The organism is Massilia sp. 9I, from assembly GCF_902506415.1.
Lineage (GTDB): Bacteria > Pseudomonadota > Gammaproteobacteria > Burkholderiales > Burkholderiaceae_D > Telluria.
In genome coordinates, this window is record NZ_LR733275.1 from 5,208,860 (window position 1) to 5,225,759 (window position 16,900).

16 protein-coding genes are annotated in these 16,900 nt (G+C 65.3%); 12 read left to right on the top strand and 4 right to left on the bottom strand.

What is annotated here, in order from left to right:
- Positions 1 to 61: 61 nt before the first annotated feature.
- A complete protein-coding gene (pssA, locus tag GV068_RS23345) occupies positions 62 to 934 on the top strand; it encodes a CDP-diacylglycerol--serine O-phosphatidyltransferase (RefSeq protein ID WP_159703654.1) in 873 nt (290 codons plus the stop codon).
- A 59-nt stretch (positions 935 to 993) separates the two neighbouring features.
- On the top strand, positions 994 to 2,541 hold the full coding sequence (locus GV068_RS23350; RefSeq protein ID WP_159703657.1) for a 2-isopropylmalate synthase: 1,548 nt from the start codon (positions 994 to 996) through the stop codon (positions 2,539 to 2,541).
- Positions 2,542 to 2,565: 24 nt separating this feature from the next.
- Here the strand turns inward: GV068_RS23350 and GV068_RS23355 are convergent, their stop codons facing one another.
- Complete coding sequence (locus GV068_RS23355; RefSeq protein ID WP_159703660.1) at positions 2,566 to 3,624, bottom strand: hypothetical protein; 1,059 nt, start codon at positions 3,622 to 3,624, stop codon at positions 2,566 to 2,568.
- 13 nt (positions 3,625 to 3,637) lie between these two features.
- Positions 3,638 to 4,504 (bottom strand): hypothetical protein, encoded by an 867-nt coding sequence (locus GV068_RS23360; RefSeq protein WP_159703663.1) that lies wholly within the window; start codon positions 4,502 to 4,504, stop codon positions 3,638 to 3,640.
- 253 nt (positions 4,505 to 4,757) lie between these two features.
- On the opposite strand from GV068_RS23360, the gene GV068_RS23365 reads away from it, so the two are divergent.
- Positions 4,758 to 5,636, top strand: a complete 879-nt coding sequence (locus tag GV068_RS23365; protein ID WP_159703666.1) for an alpha/beta hydrolase — start codon at positions 4,758 to 4,760, stop codon at positions 5,634 to 5,636.
- A gap of 3 nt (positions 5,637 to 5,639) precedes the next feature.
- Here GV068_RS23365 and GV068_RS23370 read toward each other — a convergent pair whose 3' ends face one another.
- The gene (locus GV068_RS23370) at positions 5,640 to 6,143 is read right to left on the bottom strand and encodes a hypothetical protein (RefSeq protein WP_308637575.1); all 504 of its coding nucleotides are present in this window, start codon (positions 6,141 to 6,143) and stop codon (positions 5,640 to 5,642) included.
- A 172-nt stretch (positions 6,144 to 6,315) separates the two neighbouring features.
- On the opposite strand from GV068_RS23370, the gene rpsO reads away from it, so the two are divergent.
- The 3 genes from rpsO to GV068_RS23385 all read left to right on the top strand — a co-directional run bounded on the left by rpsO (position 6,316) and on the right by GV068_RS23385 (position 9,393).
- Complete coding sequence (rpsO, locus tag GV068_RS23375; protein ID WP_027867691.1) at positions 6,316 to 6,585, top strand: 30S ribosomal protein S15; 270 nt, start codon at positions 6,316 to 6,318, stop codon at positions 6,583 to 6,585.
- A gap of 169 nt (positions 6,586 to 6,754) precedes the next feature.
- Positions 6,755 to 8,857 (top strand): polyribonucleotide nucleotidyltransferase, encoded by a 2,103-nt coding sequence (gene pnp / locus GV068_RS23380; protein WP_159703669.1) that lies wholly within the window; start codon positions 6,755 to 6,757, stop codon positions 8,855 to 8,857.
- A 164-nt stretch (positions 8,858 to 9,021) separates the two neighbouring features.
- Complete coding sequence (locus GV068_RS23385; protein ID WP_159703672.1) at positions 9,022 to 9,393, top strand: hypothetical protein; 372 nt, start codon at positions 9,022 to 9,024, stop codon at positions 9,391 to 9,393.
- On the opposite strand, the gene GV068_RS23390 is transcribed toward GV068_RS23385, so the two are convergent.
- Positions 9,376 to 10,491, bottom strand: coding sequence for an acyltransferase (locus GV068_RS23390; protein ID WP_159703675.1), 1,116 nt, complete (start codon positions 10,489 to 10,491; stop codon positions 9,376 to 9,378). The two genes, GV068_RS23385 and GV068_RS23390, sit on opposite strands and share 18 nt — an antisense overlap.
- Positions 10,492 to 10,823: 332 nt before the next feature.
- Between GV068_RS23390 and GV068_RS23395 the strand changes: the two genes are divergently transcribed.
- The 6 genes from GV068_RS23395 to GV068_RS23420 are packed head-to-tail and all read left to right on the top strand — an operon-like array spanning position 10,824 to position 16,814.
- Positions 10,824 to 11,684, top strand: a complete 861-nt coding sequence (locus GV068_RS23395; protein WP_159703678.1) for an STAS domain-containing protein — start codon at positions 10,824 to 10,826, stop codon at positions 11,682 to 11,684.
- Between the two features lie 11 nt (positions 11,685 to 11,695).
- Positions 11,696 to 12,052, top strand: coding sequence for an STAS domain-containing protein (locus GV068_RS23400; protein ID WP_159703681.1), 357 nt, complete (start codon positions 11,696 to 11,698; stop codon positions 12,050 to 12,052).
- Positions 12,052 to 12,519, top strand: a complete 468-nt coding sequence (locus GV068_RS23405) for an anti-sigma regulatory factor (protein WP_159703684.1) — start codon at positions 12,052 to 12,054, stop codon at positions 12,517 to 12,519. The genes GV068_RS23400 and GV068_RS23405 overlap by 1 nt, the downstream gene beginning before the upstream one ends.
- The gene (locus GV068_RS23410; protein WP_159703687.1) at positions 12,507 to 13,529 is read left to right on the top strand and encodes an ATP-binding SpoIIE family protein phosphatase; all 1,023 of its coding nucleotides are present in this window, start codon (positions 12,507 to 12,509) and stop codon (positions 13,527 to 13,529) included. The genes GV068_RS23405 and GV068_RS23410 overlap by 13 nt, the downstream gene beginning before the upstream one ends.
- A gap of 1 nt (position 13,530) precedes the next feature.
- A complete protein-coding gene (locus GV068_RS23415; protein ID WP_159703690.1) occupies positions 13,531 to 14,913 on the top strand; it encodes a sensor histidine kinase in 1,383 nt (460 codons plus the stop codon).
- Positions 14,910 to 16,814 (top strand): response regulator, encoded by a 1,905-nt coding sequence (locus GV068_RS23420; RefSeq protein WP_159703693.1) that lies wholly within the window; start codon positions 14,910 to 14,912, stop codon positions 16,812 to 16,814. The genes GV068_RS23415 and GV068_RS23420 overlap by 4 nt, the downstream gene beginning before the upstream one ends.
- The last annotated feature ends 86 nt before the right edge of the window (positions 16,815 to 16,900 follow it).

The following is a 16,900-nucleotide window of genomic DNA, read 5'->3' on the forward strand; positions in this document are numbered from 1 at the left end:
GCTAACATGCGCTTCCCGCCTCTATAATGCTGGGAACTGCATTACTTGAATACGGATCCTTATGCCAACTTTTCCACGACGACGCACCCCGGGGGCAGCGCCCAAAGCGCCACGATTTTCCCGTTTGAAAAAACGCTTCGGGCGTCGCGCGGAAGACCGAGTCCAGGGCGAACGCGGCCGCGGTATCTACCTGCTGCCGAACGCATTCACGACCGGCGCGCTGTTCTGCGGCTTCTACGCCATTGTGATGGCGATGAACCAGCGCTTCGAGCACGCGTGCTGGGCGGTGTTCATCGCGATGATCCTGGACGGGCTGGACGGGCGCATTGCGCGCCTGACCAACACCCAGTCGGAGTTCGGCGCGCAGTACGACTCGCTGTCGGACATGGTGTCCTTCGGGGCCGCGCCGGCGCTGGTGATTTATGAATGGTCGCTGCGCGGTCTGGGCAAGCTGGGCTGGATCGCCGCCTTCGTGTACTGCGCGGGCGCGGCGCTGAGGCTGGCGCGCTTCAACACCAACATCGAGGTGGTGGACAAGCGCTTTTTCCAGGGCTTGCCGAGTCCCGCGGCGGCGGCCCTGGTGGTCGGCTTCATCATGATGATGACCGACCCGGACATCAACGTCAGCTCGCGCCAGGTGGACTGGGTAAGCTGGGGCATCGCGGTGTTCGCGGGCCTGACGATGGTGTCGAACGTACCGTTTTACAGCTTCAAGGACGTGAACTTCCGCAAGTCGGTGCCGTTCATCGTGGTGTTCCTGATTGCCCTCGGCTTCGCGCTGGTGGCGATCGACCCACCGAAAGTCCTGTGGCCGATTTTTGTGATTTACGGCTTGTCGGGATATGCCGTGTTTGCCTGGCGCGCAGCCAAGGGCAAGCCGGTGAGTATCATCCCGCTCGACGACGACGAGCCGGACGACGGCGTGCGCCGCTAGCGCGGACCTTCGGGTCGGGCAGGGCGCCCGCTAACTTTGTTTAGCATACGGAGCCCGCAATGCCTGACCAGAACCGCCTGATTATTTTCGACACCACCCTGCGCGACGGCGAACAGTCGCCGGGCGCCTCCATGACCAAGGACGAGAAGGTGCGCATCGCGCGCCAGCTCGAGCGCCTGCGGGTGGACGTCATCGAAGCCGGTTTTGCCGCCGCCTCGCCGGGCGACTTCGAAGCCATCCGCGCCATTGCTGCAAGTGTGCGCGAGTCCACCATCTGCTCCCTGTCGCGCGCCAACGACCGCGACATCGCCCGCGCCGCCGAGGCGCTCGCCCCGGCCGCGCGCAAGCGCATCCACACCTTCATCGCGACCTCGCCCCTGCACATGCAGATGAAGCTGCGCATGGAGCCCGAGCAGGTGCTGGAACAGGCGAAGCTGGCGATCCGCTTCGCGCGCAACCATACCGACGACATCGAGTTCTCGCCCGAGGACGGCAGCCGCTCGGATGAGGAGTTCCTGTGCCGCGTGCTGGAAGCGGTCATCGCGGAAGGCGCGACCACCATCAACTTCCCGGATACCGTCGGCTACGCCGTGCCCGAGCAGTTCGGCGAACGCATCCGTCGCCTGCGCGAGCGCGTGCCGAACTCGGACAAGGCCATCTGGTCGGTGCACTGCCACAACGACCTGGGTCTCGCAGTGGCCAACTCGCTGGCCGGCGTGGCCATCGGCGGCGCGCGCCAGATCGAGTGCACCATCAACGGCCTCGGCGAACGGGCGGGCAACACCTCGCTGGAAGAAGTCGTGATGGCGCTGCGCACACGCCACGACTACTTCAACCTGGCGGTCGGGATCGACACCACGCAGATCGTGCCGGCCTCGAAAATGGTCTCGCAGATCACCGGCTTCGCGGTGCAGCCGAACAAGGCGGTGGTGGGGGCGAACGCCTTTGCGCACGCCTCGGGCATCCACCAGGACGGCATCCTGAAGGCGCGCGAGACCTACGAGATCATGCGCGCGGAAGACGTGGGCTGGACCGCGAACAAGATCGTGCTGGGCAAGCTGTCGGGCCGCAACGCCTTCAAGTCGCGCCTGCAGGAGTTGGGCATCGAGCTGGAATCGGAAGCCGAAGTGAATGCGGCCTTTGCCCGCTTCAAGGAGCTGGCCGACCGCAAGGCCGAGATCTTCGACGAGGACATCATGGCGCTGGTGTCCGCCGAGGACCATGCGCAGGAAGGCGAGACTTATCGCCTGGTGTCGCTGGCGCAGCGCTCCGAGACCGGCGAGCTGCCGCATGCGAAGGTCGTGTTCGCGGTGGAGGGCAGGGAAGTGACGGCCGAATCCTCGGGCGACGGGCCGGTGGACGCGGTGGTCAGTGCGATCGAGAGCGTGGTGAAGAGCGGTGCGGAGCAGGTGCTGTTTTCGATTAATGCGATCAGCAACGGGCCGCAATCGCAGGGCGAGGTCACGATTCGTTTGTCGCACTCGGGGCGCATCGTGAATGGCGTCGGAGCCGACCCGGACATCATCGTGGCCTCGGCCAAGGCTTACCTGTCGGGGCTGAACAAGCTGCACTCGAAGGTGGAGCGGGTCAATCCCCAGGGCGTGTAAGCACCTGGCCGGCGCGGCGCCGGATCAGCCCTTGGCGCACATGAGGTTGAGGTAGGTAACCGCGTAATGGACCCGCTCGCGCATGCCGTTCGTCGCCGGCAGCAGCAGGTGGAGGTTCCACGCGGCGACACTGTACTTCGCGGGATCAAACCTGGTCGCATTTGCAGTCAGGATGTCAGGACTCCAGCCGCTGACGTAGGCCAGCCCCTGGCCCTGGAAGGATCCGGTGTAGCGGCCGTGCATGAAGACGCCGTCCTTGTCCGCCTCGGTGCCCTTGATATTGCCCCACTCGATCGGCTGCTGCCAGCGGTAGATCGTCTGGAATTTCACGCCCTCGGCTGCCCAGAAGTCGTGATTGGTGTGGAAGGCGGTGCGCGAGGGCGAACTGGCCAGGCTCAGGCAGCGGCCGGTCGTCTTCAGGGTGACTTTGTCGTTCTCGTTCTGCCACTCGTTCCAGTTCGATCCCAGGGCCGGCGTCTGCGGCCACAGGCTGCGGAAAGGCGTGCCCTGCGCAGTGACGGCTTCAAGGAAGGCTTGCGCATTCTCGATGGTCTCGTGCTCGCCGCCCCACTCGAACGGGTGGCGCTGCCGGGTGATGTCGATGCGCGGCCCGGGGCGCTGCCTGGCCAGCTGGGCCTGCAGCAGCGTGCGGCCATCCGCGTTCAGTTTCGGGATCAGGTTCGCGGCGTGCGCCTGGACCGCCGCCCACAGGTCGGCGCCAGGGCTCGCCACGAGCGAGGGCGCGGCCTGGCCGGGAGCGGCGCAGTACAGCTCATTTCCCTGGGTGTAGCAGTTGATGCGTCCGCCTTCCTGGCCCGGCTTGAACGTCGCCTTGGGCTCGATCTGGTACAAGGCCATGCGGGTTTCGTCGGCACGCGCGAGCATCAGCAGGCGCTGCTTCGGGATCTCCCAGGCGAACTGCAGGCTGACGGCGCCGGTCCTGGTCGACTGGGTATCGGCGGCCGCGGCGAACTGGCGCCAGGCTTCTCCCTCGAGGCCGGGGATGGTCGTGGCGCACGACGCCAGCAGGACGCCAAAGGCGCAGGTTTGGAGGAGCGAGAAAAGTCGCTGAACAGGCTTCATGAGGTGCTTTCGATTATTGGGCGCTGGCGCGGGCACAGGTCTTGGTTTCCTGGCGTGCAGGGCAATGCATCATTGCCGAGCAGGCGGCGAACTTCAGGCCGAAGAAGTCGGCTGGTTTGTCGCACTGCATGGGGTCGAGCTTGCCCGGGCGGCCATTGCACATTTTTGCTGCGTCGATCGCAGCGTAGTTTTTCCTGCCCTCGGCTTCCAGCACGATGGTGGGCGTCAGGTCCAGTTTTTGCGAATAGGCGGGATAGTCAAGCGTGCACTTCTCGGGCTGCTTGGGCATCTTCTTGCGGGCTTCCTCGCGCGCATCCACCAGGCGCTTGGCTTCCGCGGCCGAGAGCTTCAGGCGCTGGGCATCGTCCGCAACCATTTTTTCGCGACGTTTTTTCTCGGCAAGCTCGGCGGCTTCCTTCTGCCGGCGTTCCTCCTCGGCCTTCTGGCGCGCCAGCGCGCGGTCGCGTTCGGCCTGGGCGGCCTTGGCCTGGCGTTCGCGCTGCATCCGTGCTTCTTCCGCCGCCAGTTGCTTTTTCAGCTTGTCAGCCGCTGCCTGTTCTTCAGGCGAAGACGCTTTGCAATGGCCGAGGGCGACGCATTTTTCCCGCGTGACGCAATACAAGTCCTCGATGTCATCGATGTTCATGCCGACAGTATTGACTCCCAGGGAGCTGCGGATATCCGTTGTCCGCTTTTCGGCCTTGGCCTTGCTGCCTGTGCAGGGGAACCAGATGCTGAGCTGCCATGCGTGGGCCAGGGAGGGCAGAAGCAGGCCCATGGCGACGGAGAAAATCACGGCGAGGAGGCTGGGGCTGGCGCTGTTGCGGGCCGCGCTGAGGAAAAGCCGGTTACCCGGGCTTGGGTGGTCGCTTGGGTTCATGCGGATTGCCTTGCTGTTTTGTTGAATCGGGCGCTGGGAGTACAGGACAGCGTCGCGCGTGGAGTCATTTCCGGCGCGTCGAAGGGTAGCGATGCATATATTGTCGTGCTAAACGGCAATATTTTATGATAAGACGATGTTGTCGGGAAACCAAAAGTCGTCACGGGTGTGTTGCATTAACAACATATCCGAGCCTTGCCGAGCGGACTGCTGACGCGCGCGGTGTCCCGGATCGGCCCGATATACTCGGCCCATGACCCGAGCCGCCATCACCCTATCCATTGCAGCCATCCTGCTGCTAGCGGGCGCACTTTCCGCCTGTTCCCCGCTCTCCATCGTCAATGCGGTCTCGCCCGATGGCGCAGCGAAGCGCACGTCTTCCCTTTCCTACGCCCTTGGCGAGCGCCACATGCTGGACATCTATCAGCCGGCGACCGGCGTGGACAAGGCGCCGGTGATCGTCTTCTTCTTTGGTGGTAACTGGGTCAGCGGCAGCCGCGGCGACTACGCCTTCGTCGGTCAGGCGCTCGCCGCGCGCGGCTTCGTGGTGGTGATTCCGGATTACCGCCTGTATCCGCAAGTACGCTATCCGGATTTCCTCGACGATGCAGCGCAGGCAGTAGCCTGGACCCGGCGCGAAATCGCCGGCTATGGCGGCGACCCGTCCCGCATGTTCGTGATGGGACACAGCGCCGGCGCCTACAACGCGGCCATGCTGGCGCTCGACGATCGCTGGCTCGGGAAGCAGGGCAGCAAGCCGCAGGCGCTGCGCGGCTGGATCGGCCTGGCGGGGCCCTACAACTTCTTGCCGATCCAGAATCCGACGACGCGTCCTGTCTTCAACTTCCCGGACACGCCGCCCGATTCGCAGCCGCTCGCCCACGTCGGCGCCAGGGCGCCGCCGGCCCTGTTGATCGCGGCGAAATCGGATTCGGTCGTCAATCCAATGCGCAACACCGGCACCATGGCGCAGCGGCTGCGTGCGGCGCACGTGCCGGTGCGCGAGGTCTACTACGATGGCGTCAGCCACGCCACCCTGGTGGCCTCGCTCTCGACCTCCCTGCGCAGCCTGGCGCCGACCCTCGACACGGTGGAGGAATTCGTGCGCAGCGACGGCGGTCGCGACAAATAGAACCTACCAGCCCATCTTTTCCTTCGGCTCGTACATGGGATCTGGCCCATTGAGCATCTGCCGCACGACACCCTGCCTGTCGAAATGCACATGCATCAGCGAGTTCCACACGCCCGCTTCCTTGTAGCGGTAGGACCACACTTCCCAGTCGCGCATCGCCACGAAGGATTTCTCGGCCGGCTTTCCCACTATGCGCAGTACATCTTCCTTGTTTGCGCTGTCGACCTTGATGGTCGCAAACTTCTCGCCGGTCAGTACCTGCTCGTAGGACACCAGCCGCCCATCGGCCCCTATGCGCGCCATATAGGTCTGCTGCCCCATGGGCCCGGTCGCGTACTCGAACAGCTGCTCGTCCGCGATTCGGTAGATCGAAGTCGGCATGCCCATCTTCTGCTGGACCACCGCCACCGGATCGCCCAGGCTGGGCGCCTGCCGGATCAGCCCGGCGCAGCCACCCAGGGCCAGCGCCGCTGCGAGTGTTGTAATTTTGATCAATGTGTTCATCATTCACCCCGCCAAATGCCGCGAAAACCCCATGATCCACCTTTGGGACGACGCAAACAGTGGCCGCACGCCCCGTTTTCCCCTATACTGGCGGGTCTGTCCGTTTTGGGCAGGTAATTCAACAATCACGGTGCGCTGGGTTGCGACTCTTGCACCGCATGTGAAAGGTAACATCATGACCGTAGAAAACATCAACAAAGCCGCGATTATCGCGGACAACGCACGTGGCCAGAACGATACCGGTTCGCCGGAAGTCCAAGTTGCACTGCTGACCGCACGCATCAACGAGCTGAACGGCCACTTCAAGGCACACCAGAAAGATCACCACTCGCGTCGTGGCCTGATCATGATGGTTAACCGTCGTAAGAGCCTGCTGGCTTACCTGAAGCGCAAAGACGCAAACCGCTACCGCGACCTGATCGCCAAGCTCGGCCTGCGTAAGTAATCGTTGGTCAAGACGATTTAGTCACGAAATGCCTGCGCCAGATACCTGTCGCGGGCATTTTTTGTTTGTGATTTGTTAGTTGTTTTGCAGTAATGACGGAAATGCTCCGTCCGTGGTGAGGTGAACGACAGCCCCTGAAAATCTGTCGGCAAAATGAAAGGGATTACCCATGTTTAACAAAGTTACGAAAACCTTCCAGTACGGTCAACACACGGTCACCCTGGAGACGGGTGAAATCGCGCGCCAGGCAAGCGGCGCCGTCGTCGTGTCGGTCGAAGACACCGTCATCCTGGCCACCGTGGTCGCCAAGAAGGACGCGAAGCCGGGCCAGGATTTCTTCCCGCTGACCGTCGACTACATGGAGAAAACGTACGCTGCCGGTAAGATCCCGGGCGGCTTCTTCAAGCGCGAAGGCCGTCCTTCGGAAAAAGAGACCCTGACCTCGCGCCTGATCGACCGTCCGATCCGCCCGCTGTTCCCGGAAGGCTACCTGAACGAAGTCCAGGTCATCATCCACGTCCTGTCGGTCAACCCTGAGATCGACCCGGACATCCCGTCGATGATCGGCGCCTCGGCTGCGCTGTGCATCGCCGGCATCCCGTTCAACGGCCCGATCGGCGCAGCGCGCGTCGGCTACGCGAACGGCCAGTACATCCTGAACCCGACCACCACCCAGCTCAAGACCTCGCAGATGGACCTGGTCGTGGCAGGCACCGAAACCGCCGTGCTGATGGTGGAATCGGAAGCGCAGCAACTGTCGGAAGAAGTCATGCTGGGCGCGGTCGTCTTCGGCCATGACCAGATGATGGCCGTCATCGACGCGATCCACGACCTGGTGGCCGAAGGCGGCAAGCCGGAAGTCGAGTGGAGCCCGGCGCCGAAGAACGAAGAACTGATCGCCCGCGTGAGCGACCTGGCTTCGGAAAAAGTCCGTGACGCTTACCAGACCCGCGAAAAATCGGCGCGCCAGCAGAAGCTGAAGTCGATCTCGGCTGAAGTGATGGCCGGCCTGGCAACCCAGGGCGTCGCTGCCGATGCTGCCGAAGTCGGCAACATCCTGTTCGACATGGAAGCCAAGGTCGTGCGTTCGCAGATCCTGAACGGCGAGCCGCGTATCGACGGCCGCGACACCCGCACCGTGCGTCCGATCGCGATCCGCACCAGCGTGCTGCCGCGTACCCACGGTTCGGCCCTGTTCACCCGCGGCGAGACCCAGGCACTCGTGGTCGCCACCCTCGGCACCGCGCGCGACAGCCAGAAGATCGACGCGCTGATGGGCGAGTACACCGACGACTTCATGATGCACTACAACATGCCTCCGTTCGCCACCGGCGAAACCGGTCGCGTGGGCACCCCGAAGCGCCGCGAAGTCGGCCACGGCCGCCTGGCCAAGCGCGCGCTGGTCGCTGCGCTGCCATCGGCTGACGAGTTCAGCTACTCGGTGCGCCTGGTCTCGGAAATCACCGAGTCGAACGGTTCCTCGTCGATGGCCTCCGTCTGCGGCGGCTGCCTGGCACTGATGGACGCCGGCGTGCCGATGAAGGCGCACGTCGCCGGCATCGCCATGGGCCTGATCAAGGAAGGCGGCAAGTTCGCAGTCCTGACCGACATCCTGGGTGACGAAGACCACCTGGGCGACATGGACTTCAAGGTCGCCGGTACCCCGGCAGGCATCACCGCGCTGCAGATGGACATCAAGATCCAGGGCATCACCAAGGAAATCATGCAGGTGGCGCTGGCGCAAGCCAAGGAAGCCCGCCAGCACATCCTGGGCGAGATGCAGCGCGCCGTGCCGAGCGTGAAGACCGAACTGTCGGACTTCGCACCGCGCCTGATCACCATCCGCATCAACCCGGAAAAGATCCGTGACGTGATCGGCAAGGGCGGCGCCGTCATCCGCGCGCTGACCGAAGAAACCGGCACCCAGATCGACATCACCGACGAAGGCGTCGTGACCATCGCGTCGGTCGATGCCGCCGCCGGCCAGGAAGCCAAGCGCCGCATCGAAGAGCTGACCGCATCGGTCGAAGTGGGCAAGACCTACGACGGCACCGTGCTCAAGCTGCTGGACTTCGGCGCGATCGTCCAGGTCATGCCGGGCAAGGACGGCCTGCTGCACATCTCGCAGATCGCCAACGAGCGCGTCAACGCCGTGGCCGACTACCTGAAGGAAGGCCAGCAAGTGCGCGTGAAGGTCCTCGAGACCGACGAGCGCGGCCGCCTGAAGCTGTCGATGAAGGCTGCCGATCCGGTCGAAGGCGCGGCGCAGTAATCCTGCGTCAAGCCTGAGCGGTTCGCCGCTCGACACGAGAACCGCCAGTGCGTGAGCCTGGCGGTTTTTTTATCGGCAAGGCATTCTGGTTTGAGACGGCACAACAAGTCCGGGAGGCATCATCCGAGAATCGTAAGCTGATGTCCTTTCTTTCGGGGCAAAGCATGCGTTCCCTGCTTTCCATGATCGTGTTGTCGCTGTGCCTGCACGCCTGCGGCGGCAACACCGCCGTCGTCCTGGTATTCGAATGGGGCTCGTGCGACTTCGATCGCGACGGGTGGGCGCACGCCGACCGCGTCAAGCGGGGCTGCATGATGGCCTCCCTGCTCGACAAATATCCGCCGGCGGGGATGTCGGTTGCCGAGATCAAGCTGTTGCTGGGAGAGCCCAGCGTGTATGCCGATTTCGAGGACCCGGCCTATCTGGTCGCGCAGTCCGCATCGAACGGCAGCGCCGGCAAGGAGCAGCTGCTGGTGTTCAGGGTCGACCGCCGCAGTGGACGGGTGATCGAGGCCGTGCTACGTACGCCAGGCTAGCGATGCTTGCGCCGATCGCATCTGGCGAGAACGTGTGAACAGCGCGCCCAGCGGTGTTTCCACCCAGCGGCAGAAGGCCGCGCCGGCCGCCAGGCTGGCAATCCACGCGAGCAGCATGCCGGCTGCCTGCGCATGCGCCCCATCCGGGACGAAACGCGTAAAGGCCGCGTTCACCAGCAGGCAAACCGGGAAGTGGACGAGGAAGACCGAGAACGACACCTTGCCCGCGTAATTGACAGCGGCCAGTACGCCGCCGGCACTGGCCCTTGGCCGCACGCGCCCGAACAGGAACAGCGCGCAGGCGACCGCGAAGGCCAGCGCGATGCGGCTGCGGAATTCCAGCAGCAAGGCCAGCGAAGGCAGCAGGAGCATTGCGCCCAGCAGCCAGGCATTGGCGCCGGACCGGCGCTCCGGATCGCTGGCCCACCATGCGAGCGCACCCAGTCCGTAGCTGCCGAAGAAGTAGGGCGCCCACACGTCCCAGTCCGCATCCAGATTGACATGCAGGAGCGAGGCGGCGATGCCGGCGGCGACCAGCGCGGGCAGCAGCCAGGGCTTCGCGCGTGTTCCGCACAGCCAGGCCAGCAGCGTCATCAAGGCATACAGCTGGAAGTCGATCGCCACGTACCAGGCGCCGGCGGAGAGTGACTCGACGCCCAGCACGCCGTGCAGCAGCAGGGCGTGCGCGCCCAGTTGCAGGGCGGTCGGCGCGGGCGAGATGGAGTCGTGGGTCATCCAGTTGCCCGCCAGGCTGGAGGAGGCCACGGCCAGCAGCATCGCGACGAAAAAGGGCGGCGCCAGCTTGAGGTAGCGGCGCCCGATGCGGTGCAGGGGATTGCCCGTTACAGGCAGGCCGGCGGGCGCCAGCGATTTCGCGGCCAGGAAGCCGCTGATTACCAGAAAGACCTGGACCGCGATGCGCGCATGGTCGTAGAGCCAGTCGACGAGCGCGGGCGCTAGCCGTCGCGCATGGTCGGACATGGGGCCGTAGAAGGCCAGGTGATGCAGCACGATCAGCTGCGCCGCCAGGCCTTTTAACAAATTAATCAGGACGAATTGTTTCTGGCTTGCCGGGGCAGTCCCGGCTACTACTCCCACTACGTTCTCGACCACGCGCTACGACCTTCATTCATTGATGCTGCACCCGGCTGGGATGAGGCGAAAGTGCGGTGCTGCTGCCGGGCGCCGGCATCTTAGCGGACCGGGAAGGGTTTGCCCACGCAATACTGGGAAGTAACAAATATTGCTTCTCAGACTATTCCTCTGGAGAGAACACGCCGCCGCGAAAACCCATCGCGCACGGTACAAGTGTGTCGTAACCGTAATGCAATAAGTGTTATAGTTATTTATTTACTCAACGATGGGTTCGCACGCCCGTGTTCCGCGTAGCGCCCACTGAATTCAATCATCCAACTCTAGGAATCGAACCGATGACCACGAAGGATTACGCCGCCCGCATCAGCCAGCTCATCCAGGAACACCAGGCCGAAATCGGCGCGGAATGGATTGCGCAGCTGGAAGCGCTGATCGTGCGCGGAACATCCAGCTCGAAAGAACAGCTGCGCAAGCATTGCGAGCAGTTCCTGGCCGCGTTCGGCGTGGCCACCCGCGCGGGTGAACTGGACAATATCGACCACCGTTCGTGGGACGAGGTGCGCGACCTGCTGGCCGAGATCTCGTCGACCCGCGCCAGGTCGGGATCGACCCCGAGCGAGACCGCGACTTTCGTCTTTTCGCTGAAGCAGGCCATGTTCGCGCGCCTGCGCGCCGGTTTCGACGGCGACGCCGAAGGCATGGCCGCAGCTTCGTGGACCATCAGCACTCTGCTGGACAAGCTGGGCCTGTACACCATCGAAGTGTTCCAGAAGACCAAGGACCAGATCATCGTGCGCCAGCAGCAGGAGCTGCTCGAGCTGTCGACGCCGGTGGTCAAACTGTGGAACGGCATCCTGGCGCTGCCGCTGATCGGCACCCTGGATTCGGCCCGCACCCAGGTGGTGATGGAAAACATCCTGCAGAAGATCGTCGACACCGGCGCCATCATCGCCATCATCGACATCACCGGCGTGCCGACCGTCGACACCCTGGTGGCCCAGCACCTGATGAAGACCATCGCCGCCGCGCGCTTGATGGGCGCCGACTGCATCATCAGCGGCATTCGCCCGCAGATCGCCCAGACCATCGTGCACCTTGGCGTGAACCTCGAGGACGTGGTCACCAAGGCCACCCTGGCCGACGCCTTCATGGTCGCGCTCGAGCGCACCGGCACCACCATCGTCGCCAAGTCGTAAGCGAAACCGCCATGGAACGCATTCCTATCCTGCGCATGGGCGACCTGCTGCTCGTGACGATCCAGGTCGACATGCACGACCGCCTCGCCATGCAGCTGCAGGACGACCTCACCGAGCGCATCGTGAGCGACGGCGCCAAGGGCGTCCTGATCGACATCTCGGCGCTCGACCTGGTCGACTCCTTCATCGGCCGCATGATCAGCAACACCGCCGCCATGGCGCGCGTGCTCGACGCCCGCACCGTGGTGGTCGGCATGCAGCCGGCCGTTGCGATCACGCTGGTCGAGCTGGGCCTGACCCTGCACGGCGTGAAGACCGCCCTGAACGTCGAAAAGGGCATGGCCCTGCTGGGAAAGAATTTTAACTAATGAACGGCGCGCATATCGACGCAGTCCTGTTCGACACCGCGCTGCTGGATCGCCACCGCCAGCACCGGACCGCACGCGTGACACTGCGCCTGAAGTCGGACGAGGACGTTGTAGGCCTGCGCAAGCAGGTGCGTGAGCGGGCGGTGGCCATTGCCCTGTCGCTGGTCGACCAGACCAAGCTGGTTACCGCCGCGAGCGAGCTGGGACGCAATACGATCAAGTACGGCGGCGGCGGCGAGGTCCACCTCGACAGCCTGGCCGACGGCATCCGCCAGGGCATCAGCCTGCTGTTCGTCGACGCCGGGCCGGGCATCCCCGACATCGAGAGCGCGCTGCGCGATGGCTTCACCACCGGCGGGGGCCTTGGCCTCGGCCTGGGCGGTTCGAAGCGCCTCGGGGACGAATTCGACATCGACAGCCGTCCGGGAGAGGGCACTGCCGTGCTGGTGGTGAAATGGAAGCGCTGATCAGTTCACTTACACCTCAGCAGGTGTTCGTGATCAACCATGCGAGCGACGTGGCGGCGGTGAGGCGCAGCGGCCAGAAGCTGGCCGACGCCCTCGGCTTCGACGAGACGCGCGCCGGCCAGCTGGCGCTGATCATCACCGAGGCCGCTACCAACATCCTCAAGCACGCCGGCGAGGGCGAGATCCACATCGGACCGGCGCAATCCGGCGCCGGCGCGGGGGTCGACGTGCTGGCGGTCGACAAGGGCCCCGGGATCGCCGACCTCGACGCCAGCCTGATCGATGGCGTGTCCACTGCCGGCACCGCGGGCACCGGCCTGGGCGCGCTGGGCCGTTTGTCCGACGAATTCGACGCCTACACCCAAGCTGGCGCCGGTTCCGCCTTCTTCATGCGCCTGTGGCGCGACATGCCGGCGCCGCAGCCTTGCGGCGTCGAGGTGGGCGCCTTGTGGACGCCGATGGCCGGCGAAGAAGAATGCGGCGACGGCTGGGCGGTACGCTGCGACGGCTACGGCGCCACGCTACTGGCGGCCGACGGGCTGGGTCACGGTCCGGAAGCGGCGCGCGCCGCTGCCGCGGCCATCAAGGCGCTGGAAGCAGGCAAAGCCTGCGGAGCGGGTGAGCTGATGCAGGCCGCGCACGACGCCCTGCGCCCCACGCGCGGTGCGGCGCTGGCGACCGCGCGCATCGACTTTGAGGCCGATGAGCTGCGTTTCGCCGGCGTCGGCAACATCGCCGGCTGCGTCATCGACGACAAGCGCCGCGCCCTGGTGTCGCACAACGGCATCGTCGGCCACAACATGCGCAAGGTGCAGGAGTTCCCGCTGCCCTTCGGGCCGGGCGCGGTGTGCATCATGCATTCGGACGGCATCCAGACCCAGTGGGACCTGGACAAGTACCCGGGCCTGGCAGGGCGCAGCCCGGCCCTGATCGCGGCGGTCCTGATGCGCGACTTCATCCGCCGCCGCGACGACGCCATGGTGCTGGTCGTGCGCCGCCACGGGAGCTGACATGAGCCTGCACCGCATCCTCAACCTTGCCCTCGACAGCGACCAGGACGTGGTCGCGGTGCGCCAGCGTGCGCGCCAGGTCTCGGAGCTGCTCGGCTTTTCTCAGCAGGACCAGGTGCGCATCGCCACCGCCGTGTCCGAGATCGCGCGTGCCGCATGCCACCAGGGATCAGGCGGCCGTGCGGCCTTCCTGCTGGGCCGCAACCTGGGCCGCTTGCACCTGGAGGTCACGATCCATCCCGGCATGGGCGCGCGGCATTCGCCCGGGCCGGCCGCGCTGGACGAGGGCTTCAGCCGCACGCTGCCGGAACTGGCGCTGATCAGCGCGCACCGCCTGATGGACTCCTGCGAGGTCGAGCCGGAGCAGGGTGCGGTCACCGCGGTCACCATGCGCAAGGCCCTGCCGCCGCACGTGATGATCGACAGCGCGCGCCTGGCGGAGATGAGCACGCGCCTGGCCGGCAGCCCGGTATCGAACACGCTGCAGGAACTGGAACAGCAGAACCACGAACTGCTGGCCACGCTGGCCGAGCTGCGCGAGCGCCAGGAAGACCTGCTGTCGCTGACGCGCGAACTGGAAGACACCAACCGCGGCATCGTCGCGCTGTACGCCGAGATCGAAGACAAGGCCGAGCGCCTGCGCCGCGCCGACGAAATGAAGTCGCGCTTCCTGTCGAATACCAGCCACGAGCTGCGTACGCCGCTGTCCTCGATCCGCGCCCTGGCGCAGCTGCTGCTGGACCGCATGGACGGCGACCTGACCGGCGAGCAGGAGCGCCAGGTGCAGTTCATCGCCAAGGCCGCCAATGACCTGTCGGACCTGGTCAACGACCTGCTCGACCTGGCCAAGATCGAGGCCGGCAAGGTCGACGTGCAGCTGGCGCCGGTGGTGGTCGACAACCTGTTCCGCGCCTTGAAAGGCATGATGCGGCCGCTGGTCGACGAAGGCCGGGTCGAACTGGTTTTCGAGCCGAGCGAATTCACCGACGCCTTCGACTCCGACGAGGGGAAGATCTCACAGATCCTGCGCAACTTTATCTCCAATGCGCTCAAGTTCACCGAGCGCGGCGAGGTGCGGGTCTCGGCCAGCTACGATGCGCAGCAGGACACGATCGCGTTTGCGGTCGTCGATACCGGGATCGGCATCAGCCCCGACAATTTGCAACTGATTTTTGAAGAGTTCAGCCAGATCGAGCATCCGCTCCAGCGGCGCAGCAAGGGGACTGGCCTCGGCCTGCCGCTTTGCCGTAAACTGGCCGAACTGCTGCATGGACGCGTCGACGTGGCCAGTACAGTCGGCGCGGGATCGACCTTCACGCTGACCCTGCCGCGGCGCATGCCCGAGCACGACCTGCAGCCAAGCCTAGACGGAACCGAATCATGAAAGCCAATTCGACCCTGATCCTCAACGTCGACGACAACGACGGCGCCCGCTATGCCAAGAACCGCATCCTGCAGGGGGCGGGCTTCGAAGTGGTGGAGGCGACCAACGGCACCGATGCGCTGGAATTGGTAAAGCGCCTGAGCCCCGCGCTGGTGCTGCTCGACGTGAAGCTGCCCGACATTAACGGCATCGAGGTCTGCCGCCGCATCAAGGCCAATCCCGACAGCGCCATGGTACTGGTGTTGCAGACCTCGGCCGCGCTGACCGGCCGCGCCGACAAGATCCGTGGCCTGGAAGGGGGCGCCGACAACTACCTGGCGGCGCCGATCGAGGCCGACGAGCTGATCGCCAACGTCAACGCGCTGGTGCGCATGCGCCAGACCCAGGTCGAGCTGCGCGACAGCGAAGAACGCTTCCGCCAGATCACCGACAACATAGACGACGTGTTCTGGATGTTCGGGGTCCCGGACGGCCGCCTGGTCTACGTCAGCCCCGCCTATACGGACCTGTGGGGCGCGAGCGTGGACGTCCTGCGCGAACGGCCCGACGCCTGGCTCGACGCGGTGCACCTGGAAGACCGCGAGCGCATCGCGCAGCGCTGGCGTCAGCTGCCGGATGTGCCGCACTACGACGACGAATTCCGCATCCTGGGCCCGGACGGCCGCACCCACTGGGTGCGCGACCGCCTGTTCGCGGTCCGCGATGCGCGCGGCGAGGTGTACCGCGTGGCGCGCGTGACCAGCGACATCACCACCCGCAAGGACATGGAAGCGCTGCTGCGCGCGGCCGACCGCAACAAGAACCAGTTCCTGGCCACGCTGGCGCACGAATTGCGCAATCCGCTCAGCCCGATCCGCAACGCCGCCGCGCTGCTGGGCTCCACCAGCGAAGGCAGCGGCCCGAGCGGCGCCGAGCGCCAGGCGCGCGCGCGCGAAGTGATCACGCGCCAGGTCGACCACCTGGCGCACCTGGTGGACGACCTGCTCGACGTCGCCCGCATCTCGGAAGGCAAGATCGTGCTGCGCACCGAAGAAGTGGACCTGGGCGCGGTGATCCAGCAGGCGATCGAAACCGCCGGCCCCCTGATCACGGCGCGCGGCCACCATCTGGACGTGGAATTGCCGGAGCAGCATGTGTGGGTCAAGGGCGACCCGGTGCGCCTGGCGCAGTCGGTCGGCAACCTGCTGCACAACGCGGCCAAGTTCACTCCCAAGGGCGGCGAGATCCGCGTCTCTGTCAGCCTGGCCGGCAACGAGCGGGTCCAGATCGCGGTGCGCGACAACGGCATCGGCATCGCCGAGGACAACCTGCCGCGCATCTTCGGCATGTTCGCCCAAGTGGACGTGCCGCCGGACCGCGCGCCGGAAGGCCTGGGCATCGGCCTGTCGCTGGTATCGCACCTGCTCGAGCTGCATGGCGGTCACCTGTCGGCGCAGAGCGAGGGCATTGGCATGGGCAGCACCTTCACGGTCGAGCTGCCGCTGCTGCGCGTAAGTGCGCCGACGGCCAGCCTGGCGCATTGCGAGACGGGCGACACGGGCGGCAGCGGCATGCGCGTGCTGCTGGTCGACGACAACGTCGACGCCATGGAAATGATGGGCTTCCTGCTGGCCGAGATGGGCTACGAGACCTGCACCACCTCCGACGCCGCCGAAATCGAAGAGCTGGCCCTGCGCCATCGTCCGCAGGTGATCGTGCTCGATATCGGCCTGCCGGGCATCGACGGCTACGAAGTCGCGCGCCGTATCAAGAAGAACCCGGCGCTGGCCCATATCCGGCTGGTGGCCCACACCGGCTACGGCTCGCCGGAAGACCGGCGCCGCGCGATGGACGCCGGCTTCGACGCCCACCTGGTCAAGCCGGCCGAGCTGGCGGACCTGGAGCGCGCCCTGAAGGGCTAGCACGGCTGAGTTAAAATGGCAGCAGGAGGACGGCCTCCCCCAGCGTGGGAACAATAACCGGGACGGCCCGGGTTTTCGCAAGGAGA

Bases quoted from the DNA above. Each gene is read 5' to 3' on its own strand.
- GV068_RS23360 (WP_159703663.1), bottom strand. From the start codon at position 4,504: ATGAACCCAAGCGACCACCCAAGCCCGGGTAACCGGCTTTTCCTCAGC.
- GV068_RS23355 (WP_159703660.1), bottom strand. From the start codon at position 3,624: ATGAAGCCTGTTCAGCGACTTTTCTCGCTCCTCCAAACCTGCGCCTTT.
- GV068_RS23385 (WP_159703672.1), top strand. From the start codon at position 9,022: ATGCGTTCCCTGCTTTCCATGATCGTGTTGTCGCTGTGCCTGCACGCC.
- GV068_RS23420 (WP_159703693.1), top strand. From the start codon at position 14,910: ATGAAAGCCAATTCGACCCTGATCCTCAACGTCGACGACAACGACGGC.
- pssA (WP_159703654.1), top strand. From the start codon at position 62: ATGCCAACTTTTCCACGACGACGCACCCCGGGGGCAGCGCCCAAAGCG.
- GV068_RS23365 (WP_159703666.1), top strand. From the start codon at position 4,758: ATGACCCGAGCCGCCATCACCCTATCCATTGCAGCCATCCTGCTGCTA.
- GV068_RS23400 (WP_159703681.1), top strand. From the start codon at position 11,696: ATGGAACGCATTCCTATCCTGCGCATGGGCGACCTGCTGCTCGTGACG.
- GV068_RS23350 (WP_159703657.1), top strand. From the start codon at position 994: ATGCCTGACCAGAACCGCCTGATTATTTTCGACACCACCCTGCGCGAC.
- rpsO (WP_027867691.1), top strand. From the start codon at position 6,316: ATGACCGTAGAAAACATCAACAAAGCCGCGATTATCGCGGACAACGCA.
- GV068_RS23415 (WP_159703690.1), top strand. From the start codon at position 13,531: ATGAGCCTGCACCGCATCCTCAACCTTGCCCTCGACAGCGACCAGGAC.
- GV068_RS23370 (WP_308637575.1), bottom strand. From the start codon at position 6,143: ATGATGAACACATTGATCAAAATTACAACACTCGCAGCGGCGCTGGCC.
- GV068_RS23410 (WP_159703687.1), top strand. From the start codon at position 12,507: ATGGAAGCGCTGATCAGTTCACTTACACCTCAGCAGGTGTTCGTGATC.
- GV068_RS23405 (WP_159703684.1), top strand. From the start codon at position 12,052: ATGAACGGCGCGCATATCGACGCAGTCCTGTTCGACACCGCGCTGCTG.
- pnp (WP_159703669.1), top strand. From the start codon at position 6,755: ATGTTTAACAAAGTTACGAAAACCTTCCAGTACGGTCAACACACGGTC.
- GV068_RS23395 (WP_159703678.1), top strand. From the start codon at position 10,824: ATGACCACGAAGGATTACGCCGCCCGCATCAGCCAGCTCATCCAGGAA.